The 21,440-nt window shown below is 64.6% G+C and carries 20 protein-coding genes; 10 read left to right on the plus strand and 10 right to left on the minus strand.

What is annotated here, in order from left to right:
• The first annotated feature begins 12 nt into the window (after positions 1-12).
• From AC1DFU_RS13775 to AC1DFU_RS13800, 6 genes are all read left to right on the plus strand, one after another.
• Positions 13-1,494: an efflux transporter outer membrane subunit gene (locus AC1DFU_RS13775; RefSeq protein ID WP_441593293.1), complete on the plus strand. Its 1,482-nt coding sequence runs from the start codon at positions 13-15 to the stop codon at positions 1,492-1,494.
• Positions 1,495-1,790: 296 nt separating this feature from the next.
• Complete coding sequence (locus AC1DFU_RS13780) at positions 1,791-1,994, plus strand: hypothetical protein (RefSeq protein WP_092296770.1); 204 nt, start codon at positions 1,791-1,793, stop codon at positions 1,992-1,994.
• A gap of 189 nt (positions 1,995-2,183) precedes the next feature.
• The gene (locus tag AC1DFU_RS13785; protein ID WP_143093917.1) at positions 2,184-2,363 is read left to right on the plus strand and encodes a hypothetical protein; all 180 of its coding nucleotides are present in this window, start codon (positions 2,184-2,186) and stop codon (positions 2,361-2,363) included.
• A 214-nt stretch (positions 2,364-2,577) separates the two neighbouring features.
• On the plus strand, positions 2,578-4,899 hold the full coding sequence (locus AC1DFU_RS13790) for an FdhF/YdeP family oxidoreductase (RefSeq protein WP_441593296.1): 2,322 nt from the start codon (positions 2,578-2,580) through the stop codon (positions 4,897-4,899).
• Between the two features lie 141 nt (positions 4,900-5,040).
• Positions 5,041-5,376, plus strand: a complete 336-nt coding sequence (locus tag AC1DFU_RS13795; protein WP_177219956.1) for an HdeA/HdeB family chaperone — start codon at positions 5,041-5,043, stop codon at positions 5,374-5,376.
• 106 nt (positions 5,377-5,482) lie between these two features.
• Positions 5,483-6,736 (plus strand): cupin domain-containing protein, encoded by a 1,254-nt coding sequence (locus AC1DFU_RS13800; protein WP_092296782.1) that lies wholly within the window; start codon positions 5,483-5,485, stop codon positions 6,734-6,736.
• Positions 6,737-6,800: 64 nt separating this feature from the next.
• Here the strand turns inward: AC1DFU_RS13800 and cydB are convergent, their stop codons facing one another.
• The 9 genes from cydB to kbl form a co-directional block, all read right to left on the minus strand.
• Entirely contained in the window at positions 6,801-7,787 is a 987-nt protein-coding gene (gene cydB / locus AC1DFU_RS13805) for a cytochrome d ubiquinol oxidase subunit II (RefSeq protein ID WP_441593298.1), read from the minus strand.
• A gap of 26 nt (positions 7,788-7,813) precedes the next feature.
• A complete protein-coding gene (locus AC1DFU_RS13810) occupies positions 7,814-9,202 on the minus strand; it encodes a cytochrome ubiquinol oxidase subunit I (RefSeq protein ID WP_441593300.1) in 1,389 nt (462 codons plus the stop codon).
• 266 nt (positions 9,203-9,468) lie between these two features.
• A complete protein-coding gene (locus AC1DFU_RS13815; protein WP_441593302.1) occupies positions 9,469-10,920 on the minus strand; it encodes an efflux transporter outer membrane subunit in 1,452 nt (483 codons plus the stop codon).
• Positions 10,921-10,928: 8 nt separating this feature from the next.
• The gene (locus tag AC1DFU_RS13820; protein WP_441593304.1) at positions 10,929-11,804 is read right to left on the minus strand and encodes an efflux RND transporter periplasmic adaptor subunit; all 876 of its coding nucleotides are present in this window, start codon (positions 11,802-11,804) and stop codon (positions 10,929-10,931) included.
• A complete protein-coding gene (locus AC1DFU_RS13825; RefSeq protein ID WP_092296794.1) occupies positions 11,801-12,010 on the minus strand; it encodes a DUF1656 domain-containing protein in 210 nt (69 codons plus the stop codon). The genes AC1DFU_RS13820 and AC1DFU_RS13825 overlap by 4 nt, the downstream gene beginning before the upstream one ends.
• Positions 12,010-13,986, minus strand: a complete 1,977-nt coding sequence (locus AC1DFU_RS13830) for an FUSC family protein (RefSeq protein WP_441593306.1) — start codon at positions 13,984-13,986, stop codon at positions 12,010-12,012. The genes AC1DFU_RS13825 and AC1DFU_RS13830 overlap by 1 nt, the downstream gene beginning before the upstream one ends.
• Positions 13,987-13,991: 5 nt before the next feature.
• The gene (locus tag AC1DFU_RS13835; protein WP_092296800.1) at positions 13,992-14,456 is read right to left on the minus strand and encodes a MarR family winged helix-turn-helix transcriptional regulator; all 465 of its coding nucleotides are present in this window, start codon (positions 14,454-14,456) and stop codon (positions 13,992-13,994) included.
• Between the two features lie 77 nt (positions 14,457-14,533).
• The gene (locus AC1DFU_RS13840) at positions 14,534-15,493 is read right to left on the minus strand and encodes an NAD-dependent epimerase/dehydratase family protein (protein ID WP_441593309.1); all 960 of its coding nucleotides are present in this window, start codon (positions 15,491-15,493) and stop codon (positions 14,534-14,536) included.
• The gene (gene kbl / locus AC1DFU_RS13845; RefSeq protein ID WP_441593311.1) at positions 15,490-16,692 is read right to left on the minus strand and encodes a glycine C-acetyltransferase; all 1,203 of its coding nucleotides are present in this window, start codon (positions 16,690-16,692) and stop codon (positions 15,490-15,492) included. Before kbl ends, AC1DFU_RS13840 begins: the two co-directional genes overlap by 4 nt.
• Before the next feature lie 98 nt (positions 16,693-16,790).
• Here kbl and AC1DFU_RS13850 point away from each other — a divergent pair, with 98 nt between their 5' ends.
• Positions 16,791-17,402, plus strand: a complete 612-nt coding sequence (locus AC1DFU_RS13850) for a helix-turn-helix domain-containing protein (protein ID WP_092296882.1) — start codon at positions 16,791-16,793, stop codon at positions 17,400-17,402.
• A gap of 6 nt (positions 17,403-17,408) precedes the next feature.
• Here the strand turns inward: AC1DFU_RS13850 and AC1DFU_RS13855 are convergent, their stop codons facing one another.
• Positions 17,409-18,080 (minus strand): GntR family transcriptional regulator, encoded by a 672-nt coding sequence (locus AC1DFU_RS13855; RefSeq protein ID WP_092296809.1) that lies wholly within the window; start codon positions 18,078-18,080, stop codon positions 17,409-17,411.
• A gap of 118 nt (positions 18,081-18,198) precedes the next feature.
• Here AC1DFU_RS13855 and pruA point away from each other — a divergent pair, with 118 nt between their 5' ends.
• The 3 genes from pruA to AC1DFU_RS13870 form a co-directional block, all read left to right on the plus strand.
• A complete protein-coding gene (gene pruA / locus AC1DFU_RS13860) occupies positions 18,199-19,824 on the plus strand; it encodes an L-glutamate gamma-semialdehyde dehydrogenase (protein WP_441593313.1) in 1,626 nt (541 codons plus the stop codon).
• Between the two features lie 45 nt (positions 19,825-19,869).
• Positions 19,870-21,078 (plus strand): ABC transporter substrate-binding protein, encoded by a 1,209-nt coding sequence (locus tag AC1DFU_RS13865; RefSeq protein WP_092296814.1) that lies wholly within the window; start codon positions 19,870-19,872, stop codon positions 21,076-21,078.
• 84 nt (positions 21,079-21,162) lie between these two features.
• Positions 21,163-21,440, plus strand: a 278-nt coding sequence (locus AC1DFU_RS13870; RefSeq protein ID WP_441593315.1) for an ATP-binding cassette domain-containing protein, incomplete at its 3' end; no start/stop codon positions are given.

The following is a 21,440-nucleotide window of genomic DNA, read 5'->3' on the forward strand; positions in this document are numbered from 1 at the left end:
GGCGACCGGAAGATGAAGCGGGACACGAAGCGCACCACCAGGCCTTCCATCAGGCACACCGCCGTCGTGCTGGCCTGCGCCTGGCTGGCCGGATGCGCCACCGAGCCGTACCAAGTGCCGGCGATGCCGCTGCCGGCCACCTATCAGGAAGCCGAGGCTGTCCAGCACCAGGACGCCATCGCGTCGGACTGGTGGCGCGCCTACGATGACGCCACACTCGACGCCCTACTGGCACGCATTGACGTCTCGAACCAGAGCCTGCTCAAGTCCATGGCCCTGCTGCGCGATGCGCGCGCGCAGGTGGCTGCCGCCCGCGCCGACTACTTCCCCACCGTCGGCGCCGCCGCCAGCGTCACGAGTACACACCTGTCAGCCAACGTGCTGGGCCATTCGCTGGCCGGCAGGACCACGCCCGATCACCTGATTGGTCTCGGTGCCACCTGGGAACCTGACCTGTTCGGCCGCATCGGCAACAACGTCGACGCCGCGAAGGCCCGCCTGCAGGCCAGCGCCGACGATGTGGCCGCCGTCCGCCTGAGCCTGTTGGCGGAAGCCGCCATCGACTACTTCGGCATCCGATCGCTCGACCGCGAGGCGGCGCTGCTGCAGCAGACCGTGGACGCCTACGCATCGGTGCTGCAACTGGTGACCAACCGCTACCTGGGCGGCATTGCGGCGGAAAGCGATGTCGCCCAGGCGAAGGCGCGCGTGGAAGGCACGCGCGCCCAGCTGACCGACCTGCAACTGGCGCGTACGCAGCTGATGCATGCACTGGCCACGCTACTGGGCGAGCCGGCGAGCACCTTTACCCTGCCGGTGGCCACGTCGAATCCGGGTGAGACCAGCATCGCCCTGCCCGCCACGCCGGCGGCCGTGCCGGCCACACTGCTCCAACGCCGTCCGGACATCGCAGCGGCGGAGCGCCGGGTGGCCGCCGCCAACGCGCAGATCGGCGTGGCACGCGCGGCCTTCTTCCCGACGCTGATGCTGAACCTGAACGGCGGACTGGAAAGTTCCGGCCTGGCGGGATGGCTGACGGCGCCGAGCCGCTTCTGGGCCGTCGGTCCGTCACTGGCCGCGACGATCTTCGATGGCGGCAAGCGCCAGGCCGGCGTGGACAGCGCCCTCACCCAGTTCGACGCCAGCGCGGCGGATTACCGCCAGACCGTACTCAATGCCGTGCAGGATGTGGAAGACAACTACGCGGCACTGCGGTTGCTCGACGAGGAAGCCGCCAGCCAGCGGGCCGCCGTCACGGCATCCGACCGCGCCTTGCAGCAGGCCACCGAGCGTTACCGCAAGGGCGCCTCCGCCTACCTGGACGTCAACGTGGCGCAGGCCACCGCCCTGACCGACGCCCGCGCATTGGAAGCCGTGCACCGGCGCCAGCTGACGGCCAGCGTCTCGCTGTTCCGGGCGCTGGGTGGGGGATGGGATAGAAAGGATGGGAAGACGGGCGAGCCCGCCGAGGCAAGCACGCCGGCCTCAGACTGAGGCTGATGCTCTGTTGGCGCTGCCCCGACGCCCATGCCCCGCTTCAAGCCGATGATGCCCAGCGCCTCGGCGAGCGGCGGGCGTCACCGGGGTCGACGTGCATATACGACACCTCCACCGGCCGCGCACAATGGCCCTACGCCCGCGGGCCGTATTCTCAAGTCTCACTCACTCCTCAGGAAGACAGATATGCGCTACATCATTACCCAAGACGGCACCCGCCTGTTTGCGGGGCCGGCGCCATGCTGATCGGCGCTTGAACCGCAGATCCATCGCAGTCCCACTGGAGAATCTCCATGCGTTCGACCCTGTTCCGCTCCGTTCTAGCCGCCACCTGCCTGCTCGGTACCGTGGCCGCCCATGCCACCGACCCAGCCACCAGCCCGTTTGCCGCCGATCGCTACGACTACAGCGTGCTGCCATCCGCCAGCGCTGTGGCCAAAGCACCGGCACCGGTCCGATGCCATGACGGCAAGGCGGCCTGCCATCCGAAGCACTAGGCGCCCTGCCGCGCGTCACGCGCGGTGGCGTGTTCCGGATGCGGCTGGCAAGAAGGGGGCCCCCCCATACCTTCGTTTAACGCGACACCACCTACGCGACTATTGTGGCCATCCGCACCGGGCTCCTAGCATTCCAGTCAACATCGATTGCTTCCACGGGAGCCGACCATGACAAGCCAAATAACCTGGATGCAGCGCCTCGCCGTTGCCCCCGACCACATCCCCGCACCGGCGCCCCCAACGCACCCTGACATCGCGGAGGCCCTCGTGAGCGAACAGGAAAGCCTGCTGCTGATGTACGGCTGGATTGTCCTTGCCGTCCTGAATCTGATTTTGATTACCGTCGCGTTCCTCCAGTACGCCGACTGAGCGCCCGGCACACCGACCGCATTCGTCCCTGGGTTTTCTCGCCTAGGCAATTTGTGGAGCCACTTCATCCTTTGGTTTGCCTGCGGCATTCCGGGCCTCCGGCATGTCGTGCGAAAACGAAACTGGCTCCGCAAGACGCAATTGCCGCAATCCTTCCTCCTTTACGCTCGGGCCATCACAAGGCATCGAACTCTTTAAGGCAGGAGACCCAGTCATGGCCTTCAAATCAAAGCCCCGCATCGAACCCTATGCCCACGCCGCCGCCGGCTGGGGCGCGCTGAAGTATGTCGCCATCAACCTCATCAAGGAACGCGTGCCGGGCCGTGACTACGCGATGCTGTTCCGCCAGAACCAGCCAGACGGCTTTGACTGCCCAGGCTGCGCCTGGCCTGACCGCGAACACGCATCGACGTTCGAGTTCTGTGAGAACGGCGTCAAGGCCGTGGCAGCTGAATCTACCGGCAAGCGCGTGACGGCCGAATTCCTCGCGCATCACACGGTGGAATCGCTGATGCAAGAGACCGACTACGAGCTGGAGCAGCATGGCCGTCTGACCGAGCCTGTGGTCTATGACGCAACGTCAGATACGTATCGCCCGATCAGTTGGCAGAATGCCTTTTCCCTTATTGGTACCCGGCTGCGCGCCATGCCCGACCCGAATCAGGCTGCTTTCTACACGTCCGGGCGCGCGAGCAACGAGGCCGCCTTCATGTATCAGCTGTTTGCACGGATGCTGGGCACCAACAATTTTCCGGACTGCTCGAACATGTGCCACGAAGCCACCAGTCGTGGCATGCCGCACACCGTAGGCGTCGGAAAGGGCACAGTCACGCTGGATGATTTCGAGACCTGCGACACGATCCTGCTGTTTGGCCAGAATCCCGCCACAAACCATCCGCGCATGCTCTCCGAACTACGCGACTGCGCCAAGCGGGGCGCCACGCTGGTATCAATTAACCCGCTGCGCGAACGTGGGCTTGAGCGCTTCACCAGCCCGCAGAGCCCGGTCGAAATGCTGACAATGTCAGAGACGAAGATCTGCTCGGTGTTCGTGCGTCCGACACTTGGCGGCGACTACGCGCTGATCAAGGGGGTGGCGAAGCGCGTGCTGGAACTGGACGACGAAGCGTTGACCAATGGAACGGCTCGCGTACTGGACACGGCTTTCATTGCTGAGCACACGCACGGCTTCGCGCCATTCGCGGCCGACCTGCGCGCCGAATCGTGGCCCATCATCGAGCGCGAATCTGGCGTACCGCGCGAAGAGATCGAGGGTCTGGCCACCATCTATGTCCGGGGCGAGCGCGTGATCTGTACCTGGGGCATGGGCCTGACTCAGCACAAGCACTCGGTACAGACGATCCAGATGCTGACCAACCTGATGATGCTGCGTGGCAATATCGGGCGCGAAGGCGCGGGCCTGTGCCCCGTTCGCGGCCACTCCAATGTGCAGGGGAACCGGACGGTCGGCATCGAGGAGCAGCCGACCGGGGCCTTCCTCGACAAGCTCGGCGCAGCCTTCGGCTTTAATCCGCCGCGCGAACACGGCTACGACGTTGTGGAGAGCATCGAGGCGATGCTGCGGGGAGACGTGAAGGTCTTTATCGCATTGGGCGGGAATTTTGCATCGGCTACACCTGATACCGAGCGCACCTGGGACGCCCTGCGCGCATGCGACCTGACGGTGCATATCGCCACCAAGCTTAACCGCAGCCACCTTATCCATGGAAAAGAGGCGTTGATCCTGCCGACACTGGGGCGCACTGAGATTGACCTGCAGGACGGCGCTCCGCAAGGCGTGACCGTGGAAGACTCAGTCTCGCAGGTCCACATCTCTTTTGGCATGAACAAGCCCGCATCACCCGACCTGATGTCCGAAACTGCCATCATTGCCAACTTGGGCCATGCGACGCTGGGCAGCGAGACGGTCGACTGGCTCTGGTACGCACAGGACTACGCCCGCATTCGGGACAAGATCGCGGAAGTCATCGACGGCTTCGAGCACTACAACGCCCGCATCGCCATGCGCGGTGGTTTTCATCTGTATGTTCCCGCGCGCGAGCGGCAATGGCACACGCCCTCCGGCAGGGCGGAGTTCATTGTCAACGCACTGACTCCGGACACACCGATTGCCCAGGCCCGCGCCCGCTATGGCGAGCGGTTGATGACGCTGATGACCACGCGTTCTCATGACCAGTACAACACGACGATCTATGCGCTGGACGACCGCTATCGCGGCGTCTTCGGGCAGCGGCGCGTGGTCTTCATCCATGCGGCGGACCTGGAAATGCTGGGCCTGCGCGACGGCGACTGGGTCGACATGACCACGGTATGGCACGACGATGTCGAGCGGCGTGCCGACGGATTCCGACTGGTGGCGTACGACATTCCGCGCGGATGCATCGCCGCCTACTATCCGGAAACCAACCCGCTGGTACCGTTGGACAGCGTGGGGGACGTCTGCAATACCCCAACCTCAAAATCCATTCCAGTGCTGTTGCACCCGACGGCCTCCCCTGCCTCGAAGAAGGCATAGCCATGCGATTTGAAAACGCCTGACATGCTCCGAAAATCCCCCACCTGCGCGACCTTCTACGATAGGCCCAGGCGTGAACGAGATCATTCTCCTGATTGCGCTTCACGTCGATCCATCCCAACGAAGCTTCCAGGAGCCAGCATGAAACGCCTGATTCTTTCCCTCGCTATCGTCACCCTTTCCGCCCCGCTCATCGCCTCTGCTGCCACTGACGAAGTCAAGACCGTGAAGCCGTTCAAGATGACTTGCGAGGAGTTCCTCTCGGTCAGCGAAACCTACAAGCCGGCGGTGGTCTACTGGATCGCCAGCGTAGACAAGCTGGGCGTGCGCGAGAACGACCAGATCGTCGTTGACACGCCGCGCACGGTCGCTCACGTGGTTGACGAATGCCGGAAAGCACCCACCAAGAAGCTCTCGGACAAGGTGCGAACGTCGCTGGATAACCAGACGCTGAAGATCAACTACAACGGCGCCTGATGGCTTCTTGCCCGACATGGCGGCGATGCCTGGCGGGCCCTCCAACACCGTCCCTTGGGCGCTTCTGACGCGCGTGAGACTTCCCTATCCATGCAAAGGAAAAATCATGACTGACTTGTCCAGACGAAAGGTAATGATCGGTACGGCAACCGCGGCGTTTGCAGCCGCCGCTGCGTCAGCTCATGCCGCTTCATTCGGCAATCCAGACCGTCCGCCTGAAGGGGCGATCAACGCGCGCAACCGGCAGGGCCTCACCGATCCCGGCCCGCGGGACGATATGCTGGCACGGCAGTTCCCGTCCGCCCAGGACGCGCCGGCCACCGATGTCAACGGCATGCCGCAGTTTTGGTCGTCGTTCAACAATGCGCACAAGCGTATCCAGAACGGCGGCTGGGCACGCGAAGTCACGCAGGAGGATTTTGCCATCTCCAAGGACATCTCCGGCGTGAACATGCGGCTTTCGGCGGGCGGCATTCGCGAGATGCACTGGCATCAGCAGGCCGAATGGGCCATCATGCTCGACGGCAAATGCCGCATCACGACACTTGATGAAGAAGGCCGTTCATCGGTGCAGGACGTCAAAGCAGGCGACCTCTGGTACTTCCCGCCAGGGCTGCCGCATTCGCTGCAGGGAGCAGGCACCACCGGCGCGGAATTTCTGATTGCGTTCGATAGCGGCATGGCGTCCGAATTCAACACGCTGCTGGTAACGGACTGGCTCGCTCACACGCCGCCTGAAGTGCTGGCTGCTAATTTCGGCGTTCCGGTGGAATCGCTCAAGGATATTCCCGTCGACAACCTCTGGATCTTCCAAGGCAAGGAGCCGGGACCACTCGCGGCAGCACAACGTGCTTCCGCCTCGAAGAAAGGTCCACCCGCACTTCCGGTAACGTTTTCGCTGGCAGGTTCCACGCCGGTGCACAAGACGCGCAGCGGCTATGTACAGATTGCGGACAGCCGCAACTTCAAAATCTCGCAGAATGTGGCCGCGGCGCTGGTCACGGTGGTGCCGGGCGGTCTGCGCGAGCTGCACTGGCACCCGAACGCCGACGAATGGCAGTACTACATCAAGGGCAAAGGGCGCATGACTGTCTTCGATACGGGTCCCAAGGCGATGACCGCCGACTTCAACGCGGGTGATATCGGCTACGTGAAGAAGGGGCTCGGTCACTATGTGCAGAATGTCGGCAACACGGACCTGATCATGGTCGAGGTCTTCAAGGCTGACCACTTTGCGGAGGTGGCGCTGTCCGACTGGCTCACGCATACACCGCCTGAGATGGTCATGCAAACGTTGAACATCAGCGCGGAAACGCTGGCGCAGTTCCCGCGTGACCGCCCCGACATCGTGCCGGAATGACCCGCTTCTTCTTCGCCGCTATCTGACTGAGGATGCTCGACGTCAGTCAGATAGCGTAGCGCCTTCAATAATGCTCGGACGTGACGTCAACCTTGCCTTTGAAGACCGTGTAGCCGCACAGGGTGTAAGCCAGCATCAATGGGAAGACAAAGAGACCAGCCCCCCAGAACATGAACGACAGGCTCGACATCGGCGCAGCAGCCTCATTGATCGTGATGCTGAACGGCACGATGTACGGCCAGAACGAGACGGCGAACATCCCATATGCCACCACGAACAAGGCTGCGGACGCCAGGAATACCGAAGTATCCATCGCCCTTCTTGCCCCATGCCAGACAATCAACACGGCGATCAACCCAACGAACGGTACAAGGAACAGCACTGGACGCTCCGTCCATCGCGCCATGACCGCAAAATTGGCGTACAACGCGTGGAAGAAGAGTGCGATGAGCAAGACGAGTACGACGACAAGCAAGCGAGGAATCGCCCTGAATGCGGCATCGCGCGTCTCTCCCTCGCACTTCTTCGCCAGCCACCCCGCTCCGAGCAACATGTAGCCGAAGCAAAGCGCAATGCCGGCGACTACGGAGAACGGGCTGAGCCAGCTCATATCGTTGCCCATGAATCGCCCATTTTCGATGGGCAGACCCTCTGCCAACGCGCCAATCATCGCGCCTTGCATAAACGTTGCCACGAGAGATCCAACGACTAAGCCGCAATCCCACACCGGCTTGGAACGATGCGCATGGACACGGAACTCGAACGAAACGCCGCGGAAGATCAAGCCCGCCAGCATGACGCTGACGGGAATGTAGAAGGCACCGAGCAGCGTCGAATAGACGATTGGGAATGCGCCCCAAAGCACAACGCCCGCCACGATCAGCCACGTCTCGTTACCATCCCAAATCGGCGCGATTGAAGCCAGCATCGACTTTCTTCGTGCTTCATTCCGAGTCGTGCCAAACAACATGCCGACACCGAGGTCAAGACCATCGAGCAGCACATAGACGAGCATACTGATGGCCAGGATTGCGGACCAGTACGTAATCATGGTTGCCTCACAGAGTAGTCAGTTCATCAATCACGAAACGATTCCGCCGCAGCGACTGCCAACGGTCTGTTGGACGTTCCCGATGGCTCGCGGTCCTGGTCGATCGAAGCGGGACCATTGCGGAGTAGCTTGTAGACGTAATACGTGCCGAACGAGAAGACAATCAAGTACGTCACAACGAAGACAAACAGTGAAGCGCCCGCCGCGCGAGCCGTCAGCGTCGGCGTCAGTGCGTCTGCTGTGCGCAGCACCCCCCATACGGTCCAGGGCTGTCGCCCAACTTCTGCTGCGAACCATCCCGTCAGAATCGCCACGAACGGCAAGGGAAACGAAAGATAGGTTGCCCACAGGAGCGTCTTCTTTTCCTCGATGCTGTTCCTGAAGGAGAACCAGCTACCGAGCCACGCAATAAGCAGCATCGCAATCCCACAGCCGACCATCACACGAAATGCGAGAAACGGAATCAATACCGGTGGCCGCTGCTCCTTTGGAAAACTCGTGAGCCCCACCTCCTTCGAATCGGTGGTCATGGTCGCAATCAGGCTTCCGAGAATCGGAATCGATACTTCGTAGTGATTCGTTTCCTTTTCTTCGTCCGGCCATCCAATGAGCACCTCTGCCGCAGGCTGCTCGTCATGCCAACGCCCCTCAATTGCAGCGAATTTTGCCGGCTGGTCGTCGTGTACATAGTCACCGACCAGGTGCCCGAACACAAGTTGCACTGGTATGAGAACCGTGGCCAGCGCCAGGCCCATCCGTAGCATCACCTTCGCTTCCGGCTCACAGAGTTTGCGCAGCGTGTACCAGGCACCAGTCGCAGCGACACAGAACGCGCTAGTCAGGTACGACGCCAACAACATATGAGGAAAGCGCACCCAAACGACCGGACTGAAGATGATCTCGGCCCAATCCGTCGGGACAAAGCGACCATCGATGAAATCGTAGCCAACCGGGTGTTGCATCCAACTGTTGTTGACCATGATCCAGAAGGCTGAGAACGTTGTCCCGAGCGCAACCATCGCTACCGAGAACAAGTAGAAGCCTGGCTTGACCCTGGATCGCCCGAACAGCAGCACCCCGAAGAACGACGCTTCGAGCATGAATGCGGTGAAAGTCTCATACGTCAGCAACGGACCTTGCACGGGTCCGGAGAGGCGCGACAGTTCACTCCAGTTCGTTCCGAACTCGAATCCCAGCACGACACCTGAAACTACGCCAACGCCAAAGGCAACGGCGAAGATCTTCAGCCAGAAATCGAACACGCGTCGATAGACTTCCTTCCGCGTGAACTGATACATACCCTCGAGGAGCGTCAACCAAGCGGCCAGCCCGATCGTGAGCGAAGGGAAGATGATGTGAAACGACACCGTGAACGCAAACTGAATGCGCGAGAGCATGAGTGCGCTGACTTCCATGGAGCACCTTTACCTGGATCATTTCGCTTGTGAAATGATTTTCGCCAAAAGCGAGGTAGCGCCGTTGCAAAGGAAACCGCCCCTTTCGATAGCGCACGACGAAGCGACTGGGCCCATAGGCGCCAGTTATGCGTGCCGCTTCAATGGGAGGATGCCATCGACGAGCGCTATAAGCCCGCCGAGGGACGGAAAGCGCCAGGAAGACCGCCGGCTAACCCGGATGGATTCAAGCAGGTTCCGCGGCGGCGCTTTCCGACTTTCCAACGCTAATTTATCGGGGCACTCGCCACGGCCGGTGCATCCTGCCAGCCCCCGCCCAGCGCCACGAACAGGTTGATCTGGTCCATGGCGATCTGCGCGTCCGAGGCGGCAAGCGCGGCGTCGTTGTTAGCCAGCGTGCGGTCCGCGTCCAGGCTCTGCAGGTACGGCGAGCGTCCCGCCTGATACAGGAGCCGGTTGTGCCGGGCGGCCTCATCGGCCTTGTCGCGTGCGTCGCGCAGCGCCTGGTTTCGCTCGAGTTCGTGCGTGTAGCTGGACAGCGCGCTTTGCGTCTCGCGCAGCGCGCGCAGCACCACGCCGTCGAAGTGGGCCAGCGCACCCTCTGCACCGGCTTCCATGTTGTGGATGCGGGCGCGCGTGCCGCTGGTCGGAATCGTCCACGAAATCGCCGGGCCCCAGCCCCAGTGCGCGGTCGGCGCCTGGCCCAGGTGATCGAGAATGCCGGTGAAGCCCGCCGAGGCGCCGATGCGGATCTGCGGATAGAGGTCCGCCGTCGCCACGCCGATCTTGGCCGTCGCCGAGGCCAGTTCACGCTCGGCCTGACGGACGTCCGGGCGGCGCTTGAGCAGCGCAGCGCCATCGCCAACCGGCAGGGCCTGACGCAGCGTGGGCACGTGCTCGCATGCCACGCTCGACATGTCCAGCGCGGTGGGCGGCTTGCCCAGCATCACGGCCAGCCGGTAGGCAGCGCCTTCCTGTTCGGCGCGGTACTTGGGCAGCACGGCGCGCAGCGAATCGGCCTGCGCCTGCGCGCGCAGCACGTCGGTCGGCATGCCACGTCCGGCATCGACCATCTTCTGGGCGAGCTGTGCGCCGCGCACCTGGAGGTCGAGCTGATGTTGCGCCACGTGCAGTTCATGCGTGGCGGTGCAGCCCTGCATATAGGCACGCACCGTTTCCGCCACCACGCCCACGCGGGCCTGGTCCAGCGCGGCCTGGCTGGCCTGTGCGCCGGCCAGCGCGGCTTCGTCGGCGCGGGTGAGCTTGCCCCAGAAGTCGATCAGGTACGACACGTCGAAGCCGATGTCGCCGAAGTTCATCGCCGGGATCTTTTCTTCCTTCAGCAGCGGCTCGCCGGCAATCTGGCCGCGCTCGGCGCTGGCGCGGAACTTGGCCTCGGGGAAGTTCTCGGCTTCCACCTCGTGATAGACGGCGATGGCGCGCTTCAGGTTGGCGGCGGCCACGCGCAGGTCGGTGTTGGCGACGAGCGCCTGCTTCACCAGCCCTTCGATCTTCGGGTCGTCGTAAAGCTTCCACCAGTCGTTGGGCACGTCGCCGATCGACACCGCCGGGTTGTCCGCGCCCTGGAACGGGCCGTTGGCGGTGGTGGCGTTGACCACGGCATCGCCGGGCACCTTGTGGTCGGGGCCGACGGTCATGCAGGCTGCCAGCGCGAGCGGGAGCATCCCCGCCAGCACGGCACGGCTTAAGCGACTCACTGCGCTGTTCACTGCGTACCCCCTCCGGTCACCGAGACCGTGGCGGTACGTCCGGCCACCAGCCGCACGTCGGCAGGCATCTGGTCGAACTGGATCCGCACCGGCACGCGCTGCGCCAGCCGCACCCAGTTGAACGTCGGGTTGATGTTTGGCAGCAGGCTGTTGCTGCTGGTGCGGTCACGGTCCTCGATACCGGCGGCGATGCTTTGCACATGGCCGTGCAGCACGCCCTTCTCGCCCATGATGCGGATGTCCACCGGGCTGCCGATATGGATGCCGTGCAGCTTGGTTTCCTCGAAGTAGCCTTCCACATGGAACGACCGGGCATCGACCATCGACAGCACGGGCTTGCCGGTGCTGACGTAGTCGCCCAGGCGCGGCAGGCGGTCGTTGACGTAGCCTTCCACGGGGCTCACCACGCGCGTGCGCTCCAGGTTCAGCTTGGCCACGTCCACGGCGGCTTCGGCCTGTGCCAGCGTGGCTTCGCCCTGCTGCACCTTGGCGAGCCCTTCCTCGACCACCTCACGCGAGACCACCTCGGCCAGCTTCTGGCTGCGGTTCGCCTCGCGGCGGTACTGACCCAGGCTGGCGCGCATCGCGGCGGCGGTGGCCTGGGCCTGACGCAGCGCCAGCGTGTAGCGTTCATGATCGATCTCGAACAGCAGGTCGCCGGCCTTCACGCGCTGGTTGTCCTTGACGGCGATGCGCGTGACCAGCCCCGAGACATCGGGCGCCACCTGCACCACCTCGGCGCGGATATGCCCGTCGCGCGTCCACGGCGCCACGGTGTAGTAATCCCACAGATGCTTGACGACAACCGCGCCGACAGCGGTGACGGCCAGCGTCAACACGACTGGCCCGAGCGAAGAGAGTTTGAATTTCATGATTGGAACCACGGCACCACGGCAACCACCCCACCCAGGACGATCGCGTACAGCGCCAGATTGAACAGAGAACGGTGCCACACGAGCTTGTAGAACCCCAGGCGCGTCAGCACTGCACGCGCGCCACTCGTGATCGCAAAGGCGGCCAGCATCCACACCAGCAGGCTGGGGATGAACACGCCATAAAGACTGAATTCGCCGGGCATCAGGCGCCTCCGGTAACAGGGGCCGGCACCACGGCCGGCGGGAACAGGGCCACTTGCATCTCCACCAGGGCAGCCAGCGCGATGCGCGACTGCACCTTCTGCTGCGCGTTAGCCAGCCGCGTGTGCAGCGCCGGCGGCGGTCCGTTCAGCTTGCCGTCCAGCCGTGCCTGGTAGTAGCCGGCCACGCTGCGCAGCACGCGCTTGACCGCATGCTGCTCGGGCGCTGACAGGGTGGGCATCTCGCGCTGGAGTGCCAGCGTGGTCAGCTCCACGCGCACCTCGCTGAAGCCATCGGGCGATACCTCGCTCTCGCTGGCGGCCAGCCGGGGCACCAGTTGCGCCAGCCGGTCCAGCATGCGCGCGCGCAGCCGGGTGTGTTCCTCGGGGCGGGTGCCCACCGCGTTGTCGGCGATATCGCCCCAGCTTGACCGCACCAGCCGGCGCGTGGCGGCCGCCGTGCCGAACGGCCGCATCACCAGCGTCCAGACCAGCGCGAAGGCGATACCGGCGATGCCGGCGATATTGCTGTTGAAGAAGGTATGGAAGTCCGCGCTGTAGGCGCCCGAGATGCCGATGTCGTTGGCCGTGACTACTGCCAGCGGCATGCCGATCATCGCCAGGCGCGGCTGCGCCACCAGCAGGCCGATGATCAGGTACGGCACGGCGAACATCAGCACCAGCATCTCGAAGTCATGCGCCACGGGCAGCACGGCGAACAGGAACACCATCGAGATCACCATGCACACCACGTTCCAGTTGAAGAACGACTGGATCATCGGCGCGGGTTCATCAAGGGCGGCGAAGAAGCAGCACGACACCGCGCCCAGCGCCACGGCGCCGGCGCCATCGGCCCAGCCCATGTGGATCCAGAGCATGCCCATGGCGAAGATCGACAGGGCCACCGTGACGGTGGAAAACAGCAGCAGGCCGTGGTCGTAGTGGCGCGTCTGGCCGACGTCCCAACGCCGGAACTCAGGCATCCAGCCGCCACGCACGTCGCGTTCGCCGATGCGCCGGCACAGGGACACGCAGTCGCGCCACAGCGCCACCATCTGTTGCAGGCGGTCTTCGGCGGCAGTGACCAGCGCGGCATCCCAGCCGGGTTCGAGCGGCGTACCGGTCAGCTCGGGCGGCGCGTCTACCGCTCCGCCCTGTATCCATGCGCGGACCCCGCGCATCTGGGTCCGCAGCCCGTCCGGCAAGCCGCCGGCGGCCTGGAGCGATTCCACGATGGCCGCCAGCGAGGACATCACCGGCAGCAGCATCGTCATGCGCCCGCGCAGTTCGCGCGCGGCGCGCACCCGGGCGATGCTTTCGGTGTCGTAGCCAAGCTGGCTGATGAGTTGATCGAGGGCCAGAATATCGGCGGCCAGACGGTGACGGCTCTGGTGGCGCGTGACCTGCATGCCGGGGCTGGGCGAGAGCATGTCGCCGGCCCAGAGCGCGGCGTCGGCCATCCACTGGCGCGACTTGTCGCGCAGCACGTCCGCCACGCTCGCCGGGAACACCACGGCGCCGACCACGGCCGCGCACAGGATGCCCAGGCTGATTTCCTCGGCCCGGGCAATGGCGATATCGAAGATGGCGGCGGGATTGTCGACCGCCGGCAGCGCCACCAGCGGCAGCGTGTAGGCGGCGAGCATGAAGACGTAGCTACGGGGGGTGCGGTGCAGCAGCGCGATGTAGAGCAGGCAGCCGGTCCAGAGCGCCACCGCGCCCATCAACAGCGGCGGCGAGTTGACCAGCGAGGGCACCATCGCCACACCGGCTGCGGCGCCCAGCAGCGTGCCGAGCACGCGGTACAGCGCCTTGGAACGCGTGGCGCCGGTCAGCGGATGCGCCACCACGTAGACGGACGCCATCGCCCAATACGGCCGCGGCAGGCCCATGTACATCGCGATCCAGAGCGCCAGCATGGCGGCGGCGAACGCCTTGAACGAGAAAACCCAGTCCCTTGCGGATGGCCAACTACCCATGATGCTCAGGGCTCCAGCTTGGCCGCCGCGGAAGCATTTCCTGCGGCCTTGTACAAGGCGTCCAGCACGCGCAGCGTGGCTTCGAGGTCAGTCTCGCTGATCTCGGCGAACACTTCGGCGCGGAGTTGCTTGAGTTCGACTTCGATCTGCTCGGCCATGCGCTCACCGGCATCGGTGAGCGAGAGCACGTTGGCGCGGCGGTCGCTGGGGTCCACCTCGCGGCGGACCAGCCCGGCGGCACTCAGTTGATCGACCAGACGGACCAGCGTGGCGCCTTCCACGCCCACGTAGTCCGCCAGCGTCACCTGGCGCACCCCACCGCCGAGGCGGCGAATGAAAAGCAGCGGCGCGGCGGCCGCTGCGGAAATCCCGTGTGCCGTGACCGACGCCTGGCTGATCTGGCGCCATTGGCGGCCCGCCAGCATGAGCTGGCCGGTAAAGGCAAAAAGGAGGGCGTCTATCTTTGGCATGGGCCGAATGATAGACGTGAATTAATTAGGATGCAAACTATTTCTTTCCGAACTAGTTCACGTGATCTGGGGAGCGCTTATCCGGCGGTGGCCTTCAGGTTCTCCAGCATGTCGTCGACCATCTCCGAGAGGCCGAACTTCGGCTGCCAGCCCCAGTCGGTACGCGCGGCGCTGTCATCGATCGAATCGGGCCAGCCCCGGGCGATAGCCTGCCGGTAGTCCGGCGCATAGCGCACGGCGAAGTCCGGCACCCGGCGGCGGATCGCCTCGGCAATCTCGGCCGGGGTAAAGCTCATGCCGGCGAGGTTGTAGCTGCCCCGCTCCCGGATCGATTCGCGCGGCGCTTCCATCAGCTCCAGCGTGGCGCGGATCGCGTCGGGCATATACATCATCGGCAGTCGCTCGTCGGACTCCAGGAAGCAGTCGTAGGGCTGGCCGCGCACCGCGTGGTGGAAGATATCGACCGCATAGTCGGTGGTGCCGCCGCCGGGCGGGGTCTTGTGCGAGATCAGCCCCGGATAGCGCACGCTGCGCACATCCACACCATGGTTCTCGAAGTACCACCGGCACCAGCCCTCGCCCGCCTGCTTGGAGATGCCGTAGACCGTGGTCGGCTCCATGACGGTTTTCTGCGGGGTGTCCACGGCGGGCGTGGTGGGGCCGAACGCGGCGATCGAGCTGGGCCAGAACACGCGCTCGATGCCCTGCTGGCGTGCCAGTTCCAGCACGTTCAGCAGTCCGGTCATGTTCAGGTTCCACGCCCACTGCGGCGCCTTCTCGCCCGTGGCGGAGAGCGCGGCGGCCAGCAGGTAGATCTGCGTGATGCCGTGGCGCTCTACCACCGTGGCCAGTTCGCCCCGGTCCGTCACGTTCAGCATTTCATGGGCGATATGCACGTGGCGGCCGGTAGGCACCACGTCCGAGGTGACCACATGCTCGCGCCCGTGCCGCTCGGCCAGCGCCAGCGCGAGTTCGGACCCAAGCTGCCCGTTGGCGCCGATGATCAGGATCTGCGGCTTGCTCACTGCCTGGCTCATCGAATCAGCCCCAGTTCACGGCCGGCCTGCGCGAAGGCGTCCAGCGCGCGTTGCAGCGTGGGTTCATCGTGCACCGCGCTCAGCTGCACGCGGATGCGCGCCTGGCCCTTCGGCACCACGGGGTAGAAGAAGCCCACCACGTAGACGCCCAGCGCCAGCAGCCGCTCGGCAAGCTGCTGGGCTTTCTCCGCATCGTGGACCATGATCGGGACGATCGGATGGTCGCCCGGCTTGATATCGAAGCCCAGCGCGGCAATCCCCTTGCGGAAGAAGGCGGTGTTGCGCTCGAGCCGGTCGCGCAGGTCGGTGCTGGCCTCGAGGATATCCAGCACGGCGATGCTGGCGCCGACGATGGCCGGGGCCACGGTATTCGAGAACAGATACGGACGCGAACGCTGACGCAGCAGTTCCACCACTTCCTTGCGCCCGCTGGTGAAGCCGCCCGAGGCGCCGCCCAGCGCCTTGCCGAGCGTGCCGGTGATGATGTCGATCTTGCCGAACACCCCGCGCGCCTCGTGCGTGCCGCGCCCGCGTGCGCCCATGAAGCCGCTGGCGTGGCATTCGTCGATGCCAAGCAGCGCGCCGTACTCGTCGCAGATCGCACGGATCTCATCCAGGCGCGCCACGGTGCCGTCCATCGAGAACACGCCGTCGCTGAACACGAGCTTGAAGCGTGCGCCGTCAGCGTCGGCTTGTTGGAGTTGGACGCGCAGGTCGTCGAGGTCGTTGTGCTGGTAGCGGTAGCGCTTTGCCTTGGAGAGGCGGATGCCGTCGATGATCGACGCATGGTTCAGCGCATCGCTGATCACGGCGTCGTCCGGGCCCAGCAGGGTTTCGAACAGGCCGCCGTTGGCGTCGAAGGCGGAGCCGTAGAGGATGGTGTCCTCGGTGCCGAGGAAGCGGGCCAGCCGCGCCTCCAGCGTCTTGTGCAGGTCCTGCGTGCCGCAGATGAAGCGCACCGAGCTGAGGCCGAAGCCGTGAGTGCGCAAGGCTTCGTGGGCGGCCTCGATCACCTGCGGGTGCGAGGACAGTCCCAGATAGTTGTTGGCGCAGAGGTTGATCACTTCCCGGCCGTCGGCCGTGCGGATGACCGCGCCCTGCGGCGTGGCGATGATGCGCTCGCGCTTGTACAGCCCCGCGTCGCGGATGGCATCCAGTTCCGCACGGATGGATGCATAGAAAGTCTCGGCACTCGACATGGCCCGGCTCCCGGTGGTAGTGTCTCGGTCGTTCGATTCGATAAATCGAACATGTTCTATATAACGAACGGTTCGTGCACTATAACGAACACATGACGATGACGCAACCCTCCCCGCCCAACTCCCCCAAGCCGCCCGTCCAGTCCGATGGGCCACCCGCCGTGGGAGGCGCGCTCCAGGCGCTGCGGCAGGCCCAGCAGTTGTCGCTGGATGACCTGTCGCGCCGCGCCGGTGTCTCCAAGTCTATGCTGTCCCAGATCGAACGAAACCTGACCAATCCGACGGTGGCGGTGCTGTGGCGGCTGGCCAACGCGCTGGGCGTGAACCTGGCGGACTTCCTGGCCAATGGCGCGGCCAGCGCGCCGGCCCCGGCGATTGCCGTGGTGCAGCCGCACGCCATCCCGGCGCTGAAAAGCCCGGACGGGCGCTGCGAGCTGCGCATCCTCGGGCCGATCGACCTGGCGGGGAAATTCGAGTGGTATGAGCTGACGATCCAGCCCGGTGGGGTGCTGGCGTCCGAGCCGCATGACGCGGGCACGCAGGAGCACCTGTCGGTGCTGAGCGGGTCAATGACCGTGCGTGCCGCAGAGGACGAGAAGAAGCTGAAGCATGGCGATACCGCCCGCTATGGCGCGGACGTGGCCCATGCGATCGCCAATCCGGGCAAGAGTGCCGCCACGGCGCTGCTCGTGGTCGTGCACCCCGCCTGATTTGATTTAATCCACGTCCTTCATCCGCTCGCTGGCAAGCAGATTGCGCTTGGTCTCGAGGATGTGCTCCTCGAGCAGCGACGCCACCTTCTCGGCATCGCGCGCCTTGCATGCTTCCAGAATGCGATAGTGGTCCGCCTGCGGGCCTTCCTTGCCGGTGGCCATCGACATCTGCTCGTGCGTGTAGCGGTCCGTGTTCAGGCAGAACTCCTCGATCAGCCGGCGCAGCCGCTTGTTATTAGCGGGCGCGCACAGCGCCAAATGGAAGCGCCGGTTGTACTCGGCCCACTCCGCGAGCGAATCCGACTGCGAGTACGCGTCCAGAATCTCCTGCATCTGCTGGAAGTCCTGCTGAACCATGTTCGGCACGCCGATGCGCGCCGCGTGGCATTCCAGCGCGACACGGATATCGAGCAACTCGCAGATCTGCGTCGCATCCATCCCTGACACCACCGCGCCACGGTTGCGCTGATAGGTGACGAGCCCTTCCGTTTCGAGCTGGCGCAGCGCTTCCCGCACGGGAATGCGACTCGCGTTGAAGCGTTCCGCCAGCGCGTCCTGGCGCAACTGCGCCCCGGCCGGCAACGTGCCTTTCTGAATTTCGTAGCGAAGCTGATCGCGAATGATCTGGGGTAAACCCTTGGTAGGAGCGCTTGCGCGGCCCGTTTGCGTGGACATGGGAGGTGCTGGAGATCGGTATGCGATTCGAGTGAGGCCCCTATTGTGCCTGAATATCCCGACTGCTAAACTGGATCCAATTTATTAATGTTCATATCCAAAGAAGCTCGTAACGTATATGTCTGCAAACAATTCCTATCCAAAATCCATCAATGAAACGGTCCTGAACCACGCCCCGGGCACCGCCGAACGCGTCGCGCTGACGGCAGAACTCGACAAGCAGCAAGCCTTGGTGCGCGAGATCCCGGCCATCGTCGGCGGCGAGCGCATCCTTAGCGGCGACATCACCGACGTGCGCGCCCCGCACGCCCACGCCCGCCGCCTGGGCGAAGTCCATAACGCCGGCGAGACCACCATCCACGCCGCCATCGACGCCGCAGTGGCCGCCCAACGCGACTGGGCCAACGCCACGCTGGCCGAGCGCTCCGCCGTCTTCCTCAAGGCCGCTGACCTGCTGGCCGGCCCGTGGCGCGCCCGCCTGAACGCGGCGACCATGCTCGGCCAGAGCAAGACCGCCTACCAGGCCGAAATCGACTCGGCCTGCGAACTGATCGACTTCCTGCGCTTCAACGTGCAGTTCGCGCACGAACTGACGGCCGGCCAGCCGATTTCGTCGCCGGGCATGCGCAATCACCTCGAATACCGTCCGCTGGAAGGCTTCGTCTACGCCGTCACGCCGTTCAACTTCACGGCCATCGGCGGCAATCTGGCCATCGCCCCGGCGCTGATGGGCAACACCGTGCTGTGGAAGCCGGCCGCCACGGCGTCGCTGTCGAACTTCCTGTTCATGGAGCTGCTCGAGGCCGCCGGTCTGCCGAAGGGGGTCATCAACTTCCTGCCGGGCGACCCGGTGGCGATCAGCGGCGCCGTGCTGGCGCGGCCCGAACTGGCCGGCATTCACTTCACCGGCTCGACGGCCGTGTTCGACACACTGTGGGGCGAAGTCGGCCGCAATGTGTCGCGCTACCGCAGCTATCCGCGTCTGGTCGGCGAAACCGGCGGCAAGGACTTCGTGCTCGCCCACCCGTCCGCCGATGCCGACACGCTGGCCGTGGCGCTGCTGCGCGGCGCCTTCGAGTACCAGGGCCAGAAGTGCAGTGCGGCGTCGCGCGCCTACATCCCCGCCTCGCTGTGGCCGGCCGTGCGCGAGCGCGTGGTGGCGATGGCCGAGACCATCCAGATGGGCGATGTGACCGACTTCACCAACTTCATGGGCGCCGTGATCGACCGCCGCGCGTTCGACCGCATCCATGGCCATCTGCAACGCGCCGCCAGCGACAGCGCCGTGAAGCTCGTCACCGGCGGCAAGGCCGACGACAGCGTGGGCTACTTCATCACGCCAACCGTGCTGGAGGTGGACAACCCGCGCCACACGCTGATGGAAACCGAACTGTTCGGCCCGGTGCTGTCCGTCTACGTCTACGCCGACGCGCACTGGCCCGAGGTGCTCGAACTGGTCGACGGCACCAGCCCCTACGCACTGACGGGCGCGATCTTTGCAAGGGATCGCGCGGCCATCGCCCAGGCTTCCAACGCCCTGCGCTTCGCCGCCGGCAACTTCTATATCAACGACAAGCCGACCGGCGCGGTGGTCGGCCAGCAGCCGTTCGGCGGCGCGCGCCGCAGTGGCACCAACGACAAGGCCGGTTCGCCGCTGAACCTGCTGCGCTGGGTGTCGCCGCGCACGGTCAAGGAAACATTCGTGCCGCCGGCCGACTACCGGTACGCGCACATGGCGGTCTGAGCAGCCGCCCAGCTTTTCTAGCAACACCACCACGGAGAAGAAGAGATGAAGCGAGCCACCCTGCTGTCCGCCCTGGCGTTCAGCCTTTCCACGTTTGCCGGCGCTGCCAGCGCCGCGATTTCCGGAGATGTCGTCAAGATCGGCGTGATGACCGACCTGTCTGGCGTCTACCTTGACTACGCCGGCAAGGGCTCGGTCGAAGCCGCCAAGCTGGCCATCGAGGATTTCGGCAATGGGCTGCCGGGCAAGAAGATCGAGCTGGTTACCGCCGACCACCAGAACAAGGCGGACATTGGCAGCGCCAAGGCGCGCGAGTGGATCGACCGGGACGGCGTCGACGCCATTGTCGACCTGCCGAACTCGTCGGTCGCGCTGGCCGTCTCGCGCATCGCGTCGGAGAAAAAGCGCATCTCGCTGATCACTGGCGGCGCCAACCTGCGCCACACCAACGAGGAATGCTCGCCGTACATCGTCCACTATGTGTATGACACGTACGCGCTGGCCAACGTAGCCGGCAAGGCCATGGTCAAGCAGGGTCTGAAGAGCTGGTATTTCCTGACGGCCGACTACGCGTTCGGCCAGTCGCTGGAAACCGCCACGGCGGATGTGGTGAAGGCGTCGGGCGGTACGGTGGCCGGCAACATCAAGCACCCGCTGAACGCATCGGACTTCTCGTCGTTCATCCTCCAGGCCCAGGCCAGCAAGGCCCAGGTGGTGGCGCTGGCCAACGGCGGYGGCGACACCATCAACGCCATCAAGGCGGCCAACGACTTCGGCCTGCCGCGCAACCAGACCCTGGTGGGCCTGCTGATGACCATCAGCGACGTGCACAGCCTGGGCCTGAAGCTGACGCAGCGCATGAAGCTGACCGATGCCTGGTACTGGGACCTGAACCCGCAGACGCGCGAGTTCGGCGCCCGCTTCTTCGCCCGCATGAAGCGCATGCCGAACATGGTGCATGCCGGCACGTACTCGGCCGTGCTGCAGTACCTGAAGGCCGTGCAGGCGGCAGGCAGCGACGATTCGGACGCCGTGATGGCGGCGCTGAAGAAGGCCAAGATCAACGACGCGTTCGCCAAGAACGGCTACATCCGCGCCGACGGCCGCATGATGCATGACATGTACCTGATGGAAGTGAAGGCGCCGAACGAGTCGAAGACGCCGTGGGACTACCTCAAGCTCGTGGCCACCGTGCCGGCTGAGGAAGCCTTCCAGCCGCTGTCGCAATCGCGCTGCCCGCTGGTGAAGAAGTAAATAGACGACAGCCATGCTTTGCTCCCCTCTCCTGCCGCTTTCCCGCAGACGGAGGGGAGCCAACCGGCAGCCTATAAGAGACTCATGCAAACCAACGTACTAGAAGTCCGCAACCTGACCAAGTCCTTCAAGGGCTTCACGGCGGTCAGCGGCGTGGACCTGCAGGTGCGACGCGGCTCGATCCACGCATTGATCGGCCCCAACGGCGCGGGTAAGACGACCTGCTTCAACCTGCTCACCAAGTTCCTGGAGCCGACCACCGGCACCATCCTTTTCAACGGCATCGACATCACCCGCGAGAAACCGGCGCAGATTGCGCGGCGCGGCGTGATCCGTTCGTTCCAGATTTCCGCCGTGTTCCC

It is taken from the genome of Cupriavidus sp. 10L45, from assembly GCF_056395225.1.